Source organism: Niveispirillum sp., assembly GCF_052437035.1.
Lineage (GTDB): Bacteria > Pseudomonadota > Alphaproteobacteria > Azospirillales > Azospirillaceae > Niveispirillum.
On record NZ_JBQVOH010000012.1, the window covers coordinates 40,045 to 54,902 of the forward strand.

The 14,858-nt window shown below is 63.1% G+C and carries 10 protein-coding genes; 2 read left to right on the forward strand and 8 right to left on the reverse strand.

Annotated features, from left to right (window positions below; all coding sequences use genetic code 11):
* Nucleotide 1 precedes the first annotated feature (1 nt).
* Genes trbL through ACT6Q8_RS22220 form a run of 7 tightly spaced genes read right to left on the reverse strand, consistent with a single transcriptional unit; the run spans nt 2 to nt 6,395 of the window.
* Nucleotides 2-1,312, reverse strand: coding sequence for a P-type conjugative transfer protein TrbL (gene trbL / locus ACT6Q8_RS22190; protein WP_444734709.1), 1,311 nt, complete (start codon nt 1,310-1,312; stop codon nt 2-4).
* Nucleotides 1,313-1,323: 11 nt separating this feature from the next.
* On the reverse strand, nt 1,324-2,019 hold the full coding sequence (trbJ, locus tag ACT6Q8_RS22195; protein WP_444734708.1) for a P-type conjugative transfer protein TrbJ: 696 nt from the start codon (nt 2,017-2,019) through the stop codon (nt 1,324-1,326).
* Nucleotides 2,016-4,442: a conjugal transfer protein TrbE gene (gene trbE / locus ACT6Q8_RS22200; protein WP_444734707.1), complete on the reverse strand. Its 2,427-nt coding sequence runs from the start codon at nt 4,440-4,442 to the stop codon at nt 2,016-2,018. The genes trbJ and trbE overlap by 4 nt, the downstream gene beginning before the upstream one ends.
* Nucleotides 4,436-4,699, reverse strand: a complete 264-nt coding sequence (locus ACT6Q8_RS22205; protein WP_089290439.1) for a VirB3 family type IV secretion system protein — start codon at nt 4,697-4,699, stop codon at nt 4,436-4,438. The genes trbE and ACT6Q8_RS22205 overlap by 7 nt, the downstream gene beginning before the upstream one ends.
* Entirely contained in the window at nt 4,696-5,019 is a 324-nt protein-coding gene (locus tag ACT6Q8_RS22210) for a TrbC/VirB2 family protein (RefSeq protein ID WP_444734706.1), read from the reverse strand. The genes ACT6Q8_RS22205 and ACT6Q8_RS22210 overlap by 4 nt, the downstream gene beginning before the upstream one ends.
* Nucleotides 5,020-5,031: 12 nt before the next feature.
* Nucleotides 5,032-6,000 (reverse strand): P-type conjugative transfer ATPase TrbB, encoded by a 969-nt coding sequence (trbB, locus tag ACT6Q8_RS22215; protein WP_444734705.1) that lies wholly within the window; start codon nt 5,998-6,000, stop codon nt 5,032-5,034.
* Nucleotides 5,997-6,395: a ribbon-helix-helix domain-containing protein gene (locus ACT6Q8_RS22220; protein WP_153206864.1), complete on the reverse strand. Its 399-nt coding sequence runs from the start codon at nt 6,393-6,395 to the stop codon at nt 5,997-5,999. Before ACT6Q8_RS22220 ends, trbB begins: the two co-directional genes overlap by 4 nt.
* Before the next feature lie 210 nt (nt 6,396-6,605).
* Between ACT6Q8_RS22220 and ACT6Q8_RS22225 the strand changes: the two genes are divergently transcribed.
* Nucleotides 6,606-6,893: an HU family DNA-binding protein gene (locus ACT6Q8_RS22225; RefSeq protein ID WP_444734704.1), complete on the forward strand. Its 288-nt coding sequence runs from the start codon at nt 6,606-6,608 to the stop codon at nt 6,891-6,893.
* A gap of 48 nt (nt 6,894-6,941) precedes the next feature.
* On the opposite strand, the gene ACT6Q8_RS22230 is transcribed toward ACT6Q8_RS22225, so the two are convergent.
* On the reverse strand, nt 6,942-8,966 hold the full coding sequence (locus tag ACT6Q8_RS22230; protein WP_444734703.1) for a conjugal transfer protein TraG: 2,025 nt from the start codon (nt 8,964-8,966) through the stop codon (nt 6,942-6,944).
* Between the two features lie 255 nt (nt 8,967-9,221).
* On the opposite strand from ACT6Q8_RS22230, the gene ACT6Q8_RS22235 reads away from it, so the two are divergent.
* Nucleotides 9,222-14,852 (forward strand): DUF3320 domain-containing protein, encoded by a 5,631-nt coding sequence (locus ACT6Q8_RS22235; RefSeq protein WP_444734702.1) that lies wholly within the window; start codon nt 9,222-9,224, stop codon nt 14,850-14,852.
* The last annotated feature ends 6 nt before the right edge of the window (nt 14,853-14,858 follow it).

Genomic DNA, 14,858 nt, shown 5'->3' on the forward strand with positions numbered 1-14,858 from the left:
GTCAATCATCCTTCTGATCGAGGGACGGGGCAGCGCTGCCGCCGGACCGGTCCCCATCTTTGATGGCCTGTTCGGTGCTGTGGCGGCGGGCGCGTGCGGCCTGCTCGGCGCGCAGCTTGCGGGCCCAAGCAGGAGCGCTTTCGGTGGAAGCTGGGGACGCAGTGCCAGCCCCCTCCCCGCCCGTCTCATCAGAAGGGTCGGGATAGGTGGATTGGCGACCGGACTGATAGGCCTCTCGCAACGGCTCGGTGATGCGATAACCGGCATCCTTGGCTTTGCGCATTGTGGCCTCACCTGCGGCACGGGCCATACCGCCCAAACCAGACTGTCCAGCGGCCTGGGCGGATTGGTAGGCACCAGTAGCGGCACCGCCCAGGTTGGCCCCCGCTCGCACGGAGGCGAAACCAGCACCGCCGGCCAGTCGGGCACCGGCCACAGCCGCACCGCCCGTCAGCAGAACCGTGCCGGCAGCAGCACCGGCGGTTCCCAGTGCAGCACCCGCGCCGAGTTGGGGTGAACCAGACACCAGCCCAGCGGCGATGCCGGGGCCGAAGATGCCCAGCCCCAGCAGCGCCAGGGATGCCAGCACCATCGTCATGGCATTCTCAATCGACGGCGTGTTGCCTGCTAGCGCCTCGGTGAATTCCCGGAAGAAGCTGGAGCCGATGCCGACAATGACGGCCAGGACCATGATCTTGATGCCAGAGGAGATGACATGGCCCAGCACGCGCTCGGCCAGAAAAGCGGTCTTGCTCCACAAGGCAAACGGCACGAGGACGAACCCGGCCAGCGAGGTCAGCTTGAATTCCACCAGCGTGATGAAGAGCTGTACCGCCAAGATGAAGAACGCGATCACCACAAAGAACCAAGCCAACACCAGGATGGTGAGATTCAGCGCGTTTCCAAAAATCTTTGGAAACCCGATCATGGTCTCGGCCTGCTTGAGCAGCGGATGGGCTGCCTCAAAGCCCACGGCGGCCAACTGTCCTGGATGCAACAGGTCACTGGCCGACAGACCAGAGTTCCCTGCCCGCAACCCCAGCTGCGCAAAGGAGCTGTAAACAGCCTCGGACAGTGCCTGGAAATTGCCCAGCACCAGCGCGAAGAAGCCGACATACAGCACCTTGCGGATCAGCCGCGGCATCACGTCGTGATGGCTGTCCATGGCCCAAAACAGCCCCGCCAGGACCATGTCGATGGTGATCAGGGTGGCTGTCAGATAAGCGACATCCCCCGCCAGCAGCCCAAAGCCGCTGTCGATATAGCGGATGAAGGTTTCCGTGAAGCGGTCGATGATACCGAGGTCGCCCATGATGGTTCCCCTCAGCGGCTATAGGCGCGGCCATCGCCCAGGAACTGCCGGGTGCGTTCCCGCGCCATGGCATTGGCCTCGGCAATGGCGGCCTGGGTTTCGGCATCGGCGCGGTACTGGGCGGCCATCAGGCTTTGCAGCTGCATCTGCTGTTTGATGGACAGGGCCAGGAGCTGGTTGCCCGCCTGCTGGGCCTGCAAGCTGCCATCGGCCCCCTGGCTGCGGTTGACCAGATCGGCCAGTAACGGCGCATCGGCCTGGATTGCCGTGACGATGCCCGACTGAACCCGCATGGTCTGCTGATAGGCGGCCCTGGTACTCTGCCATTGGATGTCGGCCTGCTGGTCCAGGCTGGCAGCATCGGCATCGCGGTAAGTACCGGGATAGGTGCGCTGCCAGGCGGCATCGCTACCGGCAAGGTCAAAGCCGATACTGTCGGCCTGGATCATCAGCCCGTCGATGCGGTTCAAGGCGCTGGAGATCTGGCCGAGCGACGAATAATCCAGCCGCTGGAGCTGCCGGGCCATGTTCTGCAACATGGTCGCCTGATTTTGCAGGCTGCGGATCTGGTTGTTGATCTGCTCCAGGGCACGGGCGGCCTGGAGCACATTCTGGGCATGGTTAGCAGGATCATAGACGGTGAAGGCCTCAGCCCTGCCGATGATCAACACGACGGCCAGCAAGGCCGCGAACAGCTTGGCGCTCATGATCGGGTCTCCTCAGGATAGCGGTCCAGAAGCTCGGCAGCCCAATCCAGGCCCCTGGCACGCAGCCATGAGGCGGCAAAGCCACCCTGCCCCACCTCGGCCAGGACCTTGTCGATCAGCGCCTGCGACGCCGGGTCCGATGCCGCGCAGAAGGCCTTGGCCACGGGCCCCAGTCCCAGTTGGAACAGCCGGTTGCCGCGCCTGGATTGCAGGTAATAATCCCGCTTGGGGGTGGCCTGAGCGATGAGGCCGATCTGGCGGTCGTTAAGCCCGAAGGCCGCATAGACGGCCCTGGCCTGCGGTTCGATGGCACGGTCATTGGGCAGGAAGACGCGCTGCGGGCAGCTTTCGATCAGGGCGGGGGCAATGCTGCTCCCAGCGATATCGGCCAGCGATTGGGTGGCAAACAGCACCGCGACGTTGCGCTTGCGCAGGACCTTCAGCCATTCCCGGATCCGGGCGGCAAAGGCGGGATTGTCGAGATAGACCCAGGCCTCATCCAGGATCAGCAGGGTAGGCGCGCCCGTGAAGCGCTCCTCCAGCCGATGGAAAAGATAGGTCAGGACCGGCAGCACGGCCCCTGTCCGGTGCAGCAGCGCTTCCATCTCGAAGCACTGAACGGCGGCCAGGTCCAACCCATCCTCGGCAGCGTCCAGCAGGGCACCGTGCGGCCCCTCCAGCGTGTAGGGCTGGAGGGCAGTCTTCAGCGAGTTGGATTGCAGCAACAGGGACAGGCCGGTCAGAGTGCGCTGTTCCGGGGGTGCCCCGGCCAAGCTGTTCAGCGCTGACCAGACGAGGTCCTTGATCTCCGGCGACACCGCGACCTGTTCATGGTCCAGCAGACCGATAATCCAATCGGCAGCCCAGGCCCGCTGGTCAGGATCGTCAATGCGGCGCAGAGGCTGAAAGGACAGGTCGCCCGTCTGTCCCAGCGCATGGTGGCGACCACCCATGGCCAGGGTGGCCGCACGGGCGGAATTGCCCTTGTCGAAGATATAGACCTGGGCACCGGGATAGCGGCGGAACTGCATCGCCATCAGGGCCAGCAGCACCGACTTGCCCGCGCCGGTCGGCCCCACCACCAGCATGTGGCCGACATCGCCGACATGGGTGGAAAAGCGGAACGGTGTCGCCCCGCTGGTCTCGGCCTGGAACAGCGGCGGGCCATCCAGATGCCCATTACGGGCGGGCCCTGCCCAGGTGGCCGATAGCGGCATCAGATGGACAAGGTTCAAGCTGTGGACCAGCGGCTGGCGGACATTGGCATAGACATGACCGGGCAGACTGCCCAACCAGGCTTCCACCGCATTGATCCGCTCAGGGATGACGGTGAAGCCCAAGCCCGTCAGCACCCGCTCGACAGCGGCCAACTTATCGTCTGCCCCCTGCGGGTCTGTATCCCAGACCGTGACAGAGGTGGTCAGGTGACCATAGGCGACATGGTCGGCGCCAAGCGATTGCAGCGCCTCGTCAACATCCATCGCTTTGTTGTCGGCATCGCTGTCCAACAGGGTTGAGGGCTCATTGGTCATCACCTCGCGCAGCAGGGCACCAATGGATTTGCGCTTGGCGAACCAGTGGCGGCGCAACCGGTTCAGGGCGCGGGTGGCCTGCTCTTTATCCAGCGGGATCCAGCGCGTGACCCAGCGATAGGAAAAACCCAGATGGTTCAGCCTATCCAGCAGGCCAGGGCTTGTCTGGTTGGGAAAGCCCAGTACCGACAGGACCCGGAGATGCCGGTCGCCCAACATCGGTTCCAGCCCGCCGAGCAGGGGCGTGTCCACCAGCACCCCGTCGAGATACAGCGGGACGTCCGGGACGGCGACAGGATGCCGCCGGGTGGAGATGCAGCTGTGCAGGTAGGTCAGCGTCTCGGCATCATCCAGATCATGCTGTTCGGGCAGGATGGTCTGCAGCAGACCCGCCAGCCGGAAGAATTCCTGTTGGAACTGCTCCAGCTCCCGCCGCCAGTCGCGCCGCCCGGCAGACGAAGTACCCCCATCCAGCAAGGCATTGCTGGCACGGGCCTGCGCGTCCGGCGGCGGCAGAAAGAGGACGGTTAGGTGGTAGACGCTCTCATAATGGCTGCCTGCCCGTTCAAACCCGGCCCGGCGCTCCTGATCGACCAGCCAGGACGCAGCATCGGGAAAGGTACCGTCGGGATAGTCCGACGCCGGCACCCGTTCGGCCTCAAAGAACAATGCCCAGCCCGATCCTAACCGCCGCAGCGCATTGTTGGTGCGCGCGGCCAGCGCCGCCAACTCGGCCTCCGTCGCGGAATCCAGGTCCGGCCCGCGATAACGCAGGGTGCGCTGGAAACTGCCATCCTTGTTCAGCACGGTGCCGGGGGCTACGAGCGCCGCCCAAGGCAGATGATCGGCCAGCCGGTCCGACTGGGGGCGATATTCGCGCAGGTTCAGCATGACCAGCCTCCCGCCTGGCGCAGATGGCGGGCCAGGATGGCGGCGATGTGGGGATCGCGGCGGCTGACCAGTACGGCCAGACTGTGCCCGCCCAGCGCCAACAACAGGCCCGCCAGCCATTGCTGAAGCCCCAGGCCGATGGCGGCGGCGATGGTGCCGTTGAGGATGGCCAACGCGCGCGGGGCGCCGCCCAGCCGGATCGGCTCGGTCAGCGCCCGGTGCAACGGCACGGTAAAACCTTCCGGCAGGTCCTTCATGGCAGCAGCGCCCCGCCGCCAAAGGAGAAGAAGGACAGGAAGAAGCTGGAGGCGGCGAAAGCCACCGACAGCCCGAAGACGATCTGGATCATCCGCCGGAAGCCGCCCGACGTTTCCCCAAAGGCCAGGGTCAGACCCGTGGTGATGATGATGATCACCGCCACGATTTTGGCGACGGGACCTTGAACGGAATCCAGAATGCGCTGGAGGGGATCCTCCCAGGGCATGCCGGAGCCAGCCGCCCGCGCAGGCGCGGTCAGCAGCATGGCCATGCCGGCGAAGGCCAGGGAACGCAGACGGGACACGCGGAACGGTCGCATGATGATCTCCTGTCAAAGCTGTTGAAGGTCAACCGGACCCAAAGTGACGATCCGGTAATCGCCATGGGCGTCCAGCCCATCGGTGCGGGCGATGGCATCAACCCGGCGCTGACCGCCGCGGGATTGGATATGGATGATGAGGTCCACCGCCTCAGCGATGAGGCGGCGGGGCACGGTGACGACTGCCTCCTGCGCCAGTTGTTCCAGCCGATAGAGGGCGGCCTGGGCGGAATTGGCGTGCAGGGTGGCGATTCCACCGGGATGGCCGGTGTTCCAGGCCTTGAGCAGGTCCAGCGCCTCCCCGCCCCGGACCTCACCCACGATGATGCGGTCGGGCCGCAGCCGCAGGGTGGAGCGCACCAGATCGCGCAGGCTGACCACGCCCGACCGCGTGCGCAGCGCCACACAGTCTGGGGCGGCGCATTGCAGTTCGCGTGTGTCTTCGATCAGGACCAACCGTTCGGCACTTTCCGCCAGCTCGGCCAGCAGCGCGTTGGTCAGCGTGGTCTTGCCGGACGCGGTGCCGCCCGCCACCAGGATATTGCGGCGCGCCCGCACGGCGCGGCGCAGGGCATCGGCCTGCAAGGGCGACAGGATGCCATCAGTGACATAGTCAGCCAGGGTCAGTATACGCGCCGCCGGTTTGCGGATGACAAAGCAGGGGGCGGTCACCACGGGCGGCAGCAGCCCCTCGAACCGCTCGCCCGTGGGCAGTTCGGCCGACAGAATGGGACGCTCGGCATGGGTTTCAGCACCGACATGCGACGCGACCAGCCGGATCAGCCGCTCCACCTCCTCGGGCGGCACTTGCATGCCGGTGGCGGCAATCCCCTGCCCGGCCCGTTCCAGCCGCAGCATGCCATCGGGATTGACCATCACCTCGGTGACGGTCGGATCATCCAGGGCAGCGGCAATATCCGGCCCCAGGGCGGTGCGCAGCATGGAATGACGGCGTTCGTCCGCCTCGCGCTTGGGGCTCATGCCGTGCCCTCCCGGCTGGCCGACAGGGTGCGGGTGGGGGCGGCCATCTGGCGGCCCACCTGATCAATGAATTTCTGGAACCGTTCCTTACCCACGGCATGGGCGGCCCGATCAGGTTCGGGCACCGGGGCGGTGACGGTCAGTTGGTAGCGGACATAAAGCGCCAGGCTTTCCAGCAGCACCTGCACATCACGCTCAATGCGCTCCAATTGTCGGGCCTGCCGGTCCAGCCGGATGCGCAGAGCTTCCTCGATGCCATTGGCCCCCCGCCGGGTCAGGTATTGGCGCAGGGCATCGGCGACAATGGCCGATTTGGTCGTGCCCGGCTTGGCGGCCAGGGCCTCCAGCTGGGTTGACAGTTCATCATCGAGATAGAGGTGATGGCGGGGTTTCATGGCCCGGCTCCAACAGCGGAAAAGTTGGTGCCAAGCGTGGGACAGAGCGGCGAAATCTCTTATGGCCGTTACCTACGCCCTTATTCGATCTGCACCAGGGTCGGCTATCCCCCTGTCCATCCAGGTAACTGGTCAGAGGCCGATCATTCAGGGTAAAGGCTTGGAAATCGGGCACTCTGTTGGTGCCGGTAATGCAGAACGGGATGAGAGATGACGGAAAAGATCAGCAAGGACGACCTCGCCGCCATCGTGGCTGAGGTCACGGGCAGTACGAAGGTCAGCGGCAAGGAAGCTGTGGAGCGTATCCTGGGGGCCATTGCCGCCGGCCTGAAGGATGGCAAAGAGATTAATCTGGCTGGCTTTGGCAAGTTCACGGCCCAGCAGGTGCCGGAGCGTCAGGGCCGCAACCCGCAGACCGGAGCGCCGACCACCATCGCCGCCCAGACCAAGGCCAAGTTCGCGCCGGCCAAGGCGCTGAAGGATGTGCTGAACGGCTGATCCAGATGGCGATGCCCCACCCAGCGGGCATCGCCCATCCCGCCCCTGTCAGAAGTTGGGCAGCAGATCGTCGCGTGATCCCTCATTGATCGCATGGGCACGAGCGACATTCGACAACCGGTCCATTGCGCGCTTATCCGCCGCCACATCCGTCTCGTCATCGGCAGTCCCGAACAGGTCGGCACCGTCAGGGTCGACCGGTCTGACCGTCCCCTCCTCTGGCAGCCCCGGATGGCGCTGCTGCTGTAGACCGCCCTCGCTCAGTTCATCCAACGCGGTGTCGTCATCCTCCTCCGCAAGCCGCTGATCCATGCCACGAACCTGTCCGCCCCAATCATCGGATCGGGCCGGGGGACAGTCGGCATAGGGGCCATCCGACAGGATCGGTGCCGGCAACACTCGTTCCGTGAAGTTCCGGTCCTCATAGTAGCGCAGCTTGCGGGCGCGGATCGGCGACAGGCCGGATACCAGCACCAGTTGATCCGTCGGCGGCAACTGCATCACCTCGCCCGGTGTCAGCAGGGGCCGGGCTGTCTCCTGTCGGCTGACCATGACATGGGACAGCCAGGGAGACAGGCGGTGGCCGGCATAGTTGCGCTGCGCCCGCTGTTCCGTCGCTGTGCCCAGCGCGTCCGAGATGCGTTTGGCCGTCCGCTCGTCATTGCTGCTGAAGGCGATGCGGACATGGCAATTGTCGAGGATGGCATTGTTCTCGCCATAGGCCTTGGAAATCTGGTTCAGGCTCTGGGCGATCAGGTAGGCGCGGATGCCATAGCCCGCCATGAAGGCCAGGGCCGTCTCGAAGAAATCCAGTCGCCCCAGGGCCGGGAACTCATCCAGCATCATCAGCAACTGGTGCCGCCGCCGCTTGGCCGGGTCGCCCTCCAGCCGCTCGGTCAGCCGCCGCCCGATCTGGTTCAGCACCAACCGCACCAGCGGTTTGGTACGGGAAATGTCCGAGGGTGGGATAACGAGGTAGAGCGATACTGGTCGCGGCGCGTCCACCAGATCGGCAATCCGCCAGTCACAGGCTGCCGTCGTGGCCGCGACCGTAGGATCACGGTAGAGGCCCAGGAACGACATGGCGGTGGACAGCACGCCCGAGCGCTCATTCTCCGACTTGTTCAGCACCTCCCGCGCCGCCGACGCAACGACGGGGTGGACGATGGGATTATCGGCTGTGCCCAGATGGTTGGTGGCCATCATCCGGCGCAGGGTATGGGCAAAGCTACGCCTGGGATCGGACAGGAATGTCGCCACGCGGGCCAGGGTCTTCTCCTCCTCGGCATAGAGCACATGCAGGATGGCCCCGACCAGCAGGCTGTGGGAGGTTTTCTCCCAATGGTTCCGGCGCTCCAACGCCCCCTCGGGATCGACCAGGATATCGGCAATGTTCTGCACGTCGCGGACCTCATCTGGCCCCTTGCGCACCTCCAGCAGCGGATTGTAACGGGCGGAGCGTGGGTCTGTAGGGTTGAACAGCAGGCTGTGCGAAAAGCGCGCCCGCCACCCCGCCGTCAACTGCCAGTTCTCGCCTTTGATATCATGGATCACCGCCGATCCGGTCCAGGACAGCAATGTCGGCACCACCAGCCCCACGCCCTTGCCCGACCGGGTGGGGGCAAAGGCCATGACATGTTCTGGCCCATCGTGCCGCAAATACCGGCCCCCCAACCGTCCCAGAAAGACCCCCGCCGGTCGAAACAGCCCCGCCCCCTCCACCTCCCGGCTGGTTGCCCAGCGTGAGGAGCCATAGGTGGTGACCATCCGCGTCTGCCGGGCGCGCCACAGCGACCCGATGATCGCAGCAGCACAGCCCATGAAACCGCTGGCCCCCGCCAACATGCCGGCCTTGTCGAAAACATGCGGCGCATAGGCCTCGTACCAGTACCACCACTCAAACAACTGCCACGGACGATAGACCGGCCATCCAGCGATGACGGTCCAGGCGGGTCCGAGCTGTGCCTGATAACCCAGCATGGACGCCGCCCATTGCGTTGCCGCCCACACGCCCAGGATCACGATGGCGAACACGACCAGGATCTGGCCGATCAGCAGTTTGGTGGGGGTCATGGGATAGATCCCGCCAGGAGCCGACCTACAGCAGGTCCCCCAAATAATAGGATTTCCGGCGGATAGGCTGGACAGCCCTTACCTACGCTTACGCACCAAGACTGTGCCAAGGGCCGACAGACCATCTGCGCAACCTTTTGGCGAAACGTACTCACTTAAGTTTGGTGATAACCTTTACCTATTCAGTGATAATCCGTTAGAGTTGAGAACAACAGATATCTGCATTCATTTGTAGTCAGCTCGCTGGAGTAGAGAATGCTGGAGACAGGCACCATTGCGTCGGGCAATGAAGATGGCAACGAGAGCTGGCCACTGAAGGAAAAACTGGAGCGCGCTCGCACCGAGCTTCTGGACCTGTCCACCCGCAACAGGCTGATCAGTACACCGCGCGGCACGAAGGCCAAGCAGGTCGAAATCATTGATGAGTTGTCCGCCGAAATCTTTCGACTGCTGGTCAATGACGGCAAAGCTCTGACCTTCCTGCCGGGTCGAAAAGCAGCCGGTGCCGCCAGTAACGAGCAGGATGGGGACAGCGATGAAATTTCCGAGCTGGCGCAACCCGACGATGACGCGATTGATGAACGGGGCCGGGCGTCGCGCCACAGCGATACAAAGCTGCAAACGCGGCTGACATCCGAGGGTTTGCAAAAACGCCTTCTGGACCTATGCCTGGATGCCCGGACTTTGCAGGAAGAACAGGGCGTCAACATCCTCTACCTGGCGCTCGGCATGCTGAAATGGTTTGAGGATGAGAAATCCGAGAAAGAACGCTTCGCCCCCTTGATCCTGTTGCCCGTAACGCTGGACCGCGGATCAGCCGGTGAAAGGTTCAAGCTGCGGTGGCTACAAGAAGAACCAGCCGCTAACCTTTCCTTGGGCGCTTTGATGAAGCGCCAGTTCGGGTTGGAACTGCCACAGTTCACCGAGGGGGATGAGGCGTTCGATCCCACATCCTATTTCGCGCGAGTAGCGGCGGCAGTTGCCGGGCAGCCGCGCTGGGCCGTACTGGAAAACGACGTCACTCTCGGCCTGTTCTCCTTTGCAAAATTCCTGATGTACCGAGATCTGGATCCCGATTTGTGGCCGACAGGCGTCGGCATCGCCGACAGTCCGATTGTATCCGGCCTACTGGGTGATGGTTTCAAACCGGGCGATGGCATGATTGGCGAGGACGAACCCGTCGATCCCCATATCGATCCAGAACAACTTGTCCATGTTGTGGATGCCGACAGCTCGCAAACCATGGCGGTGCATGAAGTGCGCCGGGGCCGGGACATGGTCATCCAGGGGCCACCGGGCACCGGCAAGTCGCAGACCATCGCCAATGTTATCGCATCTGCGGTGTATGACGGCAAAACTGTGCTGTTCGTGGCCGAGAAGATGGCAGCATTGGAGGTGGTCAAACGTCGCCTGGATGCCAATGGCATCGGCGATATCTGCCTGGAATTGCACAGCAACAAGGCCAACAAACGCTATCTACGGGAAGAACTGCGTCGGACATGGGATCTGGGGCGGCCCAGCGGGACCGAGGATGGTGCGCTGATCCGACAGTTGCGCCAAAGCCGCGACAAGCTCAACGAACACGCACAACGCCTGCATCGGCGTCAGGCCCCCTGCGGCCTCAGCCCCTATCAGGTCATCGGCCATTTGGTCCGTTTGCGGCAGACCAACGAAGGCCCGGCGAAGGCAACGCTTGTTGCACCCGAGACCTGGTCCCGCCCGGAGCGCCAGGAAAGGGAATTGCAGCTTAAGTATCTCGCGGGCCGCATTGATGATATCGGGCCGCCCGCGCAGCATCCGTGGCGCTGCGCTCATATTCCGGCCATCACCCCAATGGATGTGGAGCGGATGGTGGCTAGGTTGGGCAGCCTTCTGGCAGACTACAAGCAGTTCATGGACAACAACAGCCAGCTTTGCGCATTGCTGGGCATCGCCGCGCCCAACCGGCTGCATGACGTAGAGGACGTTATCAGCACGGCTCGCCGCGTCGCAACGGCCCCGCCACTCGACCGGGCCACGATCAACGACGACATCTGGGTATCGCAGCAAGCACAACTCGCCGCCTTGGTTGAGAACGGCGAGAAGGTCACCGCGTTATGGTCCCAACTGGCAGCAATCGTCACGGAGCAGGCCCGTGATCAGGAATTGGCGGCGGCAGGAGCGTTGCTGGACCGATACCGCACAGGTTGGCTCATCGCGCAGGAGCCCAGTTTTGAGCCGGCACGAACCGTCATCGCGACTTTCATTGAACATCTGACAGGCCTGAAGACGGCTTTGGGATTGCAGCACGATCCGGCGAGTATGCAGTCTGCCAAACGGTTGCTGGGGATCGTTGAGCGGGTGGTGGTGGCACCAGCATTCGACCCAGATGCCATGCTGAACGATGTCTGGAAAAGCCGAGGCGCGGATATCGCCGATCTGGTGGAGATCGGTCAGGACTTTGTTGCCCGAAAGCAAGAGCTTGACAGCGTCTTCACCTCCACCGCGTGGGACACCGATGTAAAGCTGGCGCGACAGCATCTGGCAATGCATGGAACCAGCTTCTTCCGGTTCCTGAATGGGGATTTCAAGCGGGCAAAGACCCTGATGTCGTCCATCCTGGCAACGGCCGGCACCATGCCGGTTGGCGAACAATTGCAGCAGTTGGACAAGCTGATCGCCAACCAGAGGGCCTTGAGCCGCCTTTCCTCTGACGACGCGCTTGGGCGAGCTGCTTTTGGACCGCTTTGGCGTCGGGAACGATCCGACTGGCCAGCACTGGCGAAGATTGTCGCCTGGGCGCAGGGCAATGGCGTGGGGGATCGCGCCGCAGATATCCGGCGCGTTGCCGCCACAACCAAACCGCAGATGATCCAGAGCCTGGCGCGCCCATTGGAACGGACCGCAGCCGAGCTGAAACCAGTCCTCGCCGCGTTGGCTCCGCGTCTGCAAGCGGCGGCCCCTTCCGCATTTCCAGTCGAACCCGTCGATGAGATGGATGTGGAGGTACTGGCTTCGACCCTTGGTGACTTGGACGTCGCCGCGCGGACCCTGGCCCTCATCTTCACCCAGCCGCCACAGTCCCTGGACGAACAGCGACAGGTGCTGAAACAGTTGGCGGATATGAAAGCCACAGCAGCACTGCTGGACGTGGCCGTGGAAGCCGAAGGTCCTTCATTGGGGCGGAAGGCGTTCGGCGTGAACTGGCTTGGGGAGCGCTCCGACTGGACACACCTACGCAAGATTGTGGACTGGGCACGCGGCAATGGTCAGGGACCGACCGCATCGGTCATCCATGGGGCCGTAGCACGCGGGGTCGATCAGCCTGTTGTTGGCCGTCTCGCTGATGACCTTGCCAAGTCATCACCAATGCTGGTCAGCAAAACTGACGAGGAGTTCCGCTATCTGTCCCTGGACCGCACAGGGGCATTCGGGACCGACGGCGTGGAACTGATCAACCTCACCATCTTGATGGACCAGATTGGGCTGTGGATTGACCGTGCCGAAGACCTGAGCAAATGGACGGCCTATACCGCCAAGGCAGGCTTGGCCCGAGAGGCCGGTCTGGCCGACCTTGTCGAACGACTGGAGGATGGTCGTCTGAACGCGCGTTCCGTCCTGCCGGAGTTCGAGAAATCCTATTACGAGGCGTTGTTCAACGGGATGGTCAAGGACGATCCCGAACTGGCGCGGTTTGATGGCGATGGTCATTCCCGCATGGTCGAGGAATTCGCCCGTCTGGATCATAAGCGCATTCACCTTGCGCGCCGCGAAGTCGCCGCGATCCACCACCAACGCATTCCACGACAGGAGGGAGGTGCCGGCCCCCTGGGTGTGCTGAAGGGTGAGATCGTCAAGCGCCGTAACCACCTGCCGATCCGGCAGTTGATGAAGAAGGCCGGGCCTGCCATCCAGGCACTGAAGCCCGTCTTCATGATGAGCCCGCTGTCCGTGGCCCAATTCCTGGAACCGGGCAGCCTGACCTTCGACATGCTGGTCGTTGACGAGGCCTCGCAGATCCAGCCCGTCGATGCCATCGGGGCCATCGCGCGGTGTCGGCAGATCGTCGTTGTGGGTGATGACAAGCAGCTGCCGCCGACCCGCTTCTTCGACAAGATGTTGGCAGGGACTGACGACGACGATAGCGATGATCCAGCAACCAAGGTTGCCGATGTCGAGAGCATCCTGGGGCTCTGTGTGTCCAAGGGGCTACCGCAGCGGATGCTGCGCTGGCACTATCGCAGCCGGCACCAGTCGCTGATCGCCATCTCAAACCGCGAATTCTATGAGAACAAGCTCTATATCGTGCCCAGCCCCTACACGGCTGAGGCCGGCATGGGTTTGCGCTTCCATTATTTGCCCCACGCCACCTATGACAGCGGCGGCACATCCACCAATGTCGAAGAAGCCAAGGAGGTTGCCAAGGCGATCATTCAGCACGCACGCAGCCATCCCGACCTATCGTTGGGCGTCGCCACCTTCTCCACCAAGCAGCGGCGTGCCGTTCTGGACGAGGTGGAGCGGCTACGTCGTCTGAACCCGGATACGGAGCATTTCTTCTCCGCGCATCCGGCCGAACCGTTCTTCATCAAGAACCTGGAGAATGTGCAAGGTGACGAGCGCGACGTGATCTTCATTTCTGTCGGCTATGGCAAGAATGCCCAGGGTTATATGAGCATGAGCTTTGGCCCCTTGAACCGGGATGGCGGTGAACGGCGACTGAACGTGCTGATCAGCCGGGCCAAAAGGCGGTGCGAGGTCTTCTCCTCCATCACTGACGAAGATATCGACCTGGAGCGCGCGAAGGGCAAAGGCGTCTTCGCTTTCAAACTGTTCTTGCACTTCGCCCGCACCGGCAACCTCAGCATCGGCCATAAGACTGACCGGGAACATGACAGCGTGTTCGAGGAGCAGGTTGCCAATGCCCTTAAGGCACAGGGCTACAACGTGCATGCACAGGTTGGCCTGGCTGGCTTCTTCATTGATCTGGCGGTCGCCGATTTCGACCGGCCCGGCCGCTATATACTGGGCATTGAATGCGACGGCGCCGCCTACCACAGTTCACGTTCTGCCCGCGACCGCGACCGGCTGCGCCAATCCGTGCTGGAAGATCATGGTTGGATCATTCATCGCATCTGGAGCACGGATTGGTTCAACAGGCCACAACAACAACTGGCCAAGGTCATTGCCGCCATCGAGGCGGCCAAGGAGGAGGTGGCCGCCCGCGAAGGGGCCGCTGGCCGCCACGCTCGGGCTGTGCCGATTGAAATCGTGACCGTGGAACGGGAGCATGTGACGGAGATCGGGTTGCGGCACGCCGGCGACGCCACCGAGGCGGCCAGCAGCGGCCCCGCCCTGTCCGTTCCCTATGTCCAGGCGACACTCACTGTTCCAACTGAGGTCGAGTTGCATGACGTCGCGTCAGGGATGATGGAAAATCTGGTTACACAGGTTGTCGCCGTTGAAGGCCCCATCCATCTAGACGAAATCGTCACAAGGCTGCGGGAACAATGGGGCTTGCAACGCGCTGGCGGACGTATCCGACAGGCCGTCGCACGCGGGGTCGAGTTTGCCGTCAAATCTGGGCGGATATCTGGGGAGGGCGATTTCTACATCGTTCCGGGTTGGGACATCGCCGTTAGGGACAGAAGCGAAGCCCAGTCACCGGGACTGCGTAAACCCGAGATGATCCCACCGTCGGAAATCCAGAAGGCCGTCATCACTTTTGTGGCGGCGCATCTGGGCGCGACAGAGGAAGAAGCTATCACGGGGGCCTCGCGCCTCTTTGGCTTCAAAGCAACCAGCGCCCAGCTCAAACAGCTAATCGCAGGCGCCATCACGGTGGTCGAGCAAGCTGGTCTGCTGGTTCGGCAAGGTGACCTGCTTCGCGTTCCGCCAGAGAGTTGATTATCA

What these genes read in the sequence shown, in the direction of transcription:
- ACT6Q8_RS22220 (WP_153206864.1), bottom strand. Translation starts at nt 6,395, where the DNA reads ATGAAACCCCGCCATCACCTCTATCTCGATGATGAACTGTCAACCCAG.
- trbE (WP_444734707.1), bottom strand. Translation starts at nt 4,442, where the DNA reads ATGCTGAACCTGCGCGAATATCGCCCCCAGTCGGACCGGCTGGCCGAT.
- ACT6Q8_RS22230 (WP_444734703.1), bottom strand. Translation starts at nt 8,966, where the DNA reads ATGACCCCCACCAAACTGCTGATCGGCCAGATCCTGGTCGTGTTCGCC.
- trbL (WP_444734709.1), bottom strand. Translation starts at nt 1,312, where the DNA reads ATGGGCGACCTCGGTATCATCGACCGCTTCACGGAAACCTTCATCCGC.
- ACT6Q8_RS22210 (WP_444734706.1), bottom strand. Translation starts at nt 5,019, where the DNA reads ATGCGACCGTTCCGCGTGTCCCGTCTGCGTTCCCTGGCCTTCGCCGGC.
- ACT6Q8_RS22205 (WP_089290439.1), bottom strand. Translation starts at nt 4,699, where the DNA reads ATGAAGGACCTGCCGGAAGGTTTTACCGTGCCGTTGCACCGGGCGCTG.
- trbJ (WP_444734708.1), bottom strand. Translation starts at nt 2,019, where the DNA reads ATGAGCGCCAAGCTGTTCGCGGCCTTGCTGGCCGTCGTGTTGATCATC.
- ACT6Q8_RS22225 (WP_444734704.1), top strand. Translation starts at nt 6,606, where the DNA reads ATGACGGAAAAGATCAGCAAGGACGACCTCGCCGCCATCGTGGCTGAG.
- ACT6Q8_RS22235 (WP_444734702.1), top strand. Translation starts at nt 9,222, where the DNA reads ATGCTGGAGACAGGCACCATTGCGTCGGGCAATGAAGATGGCAACGAG.
- trbB (WP_444734705.1), bottom strand. Translation starts at nt 6,000, where the DNA reads ATGAGCCCCAAGCGCGAGGCGGACGAACGCCGTCATTCCATGCTGCGC.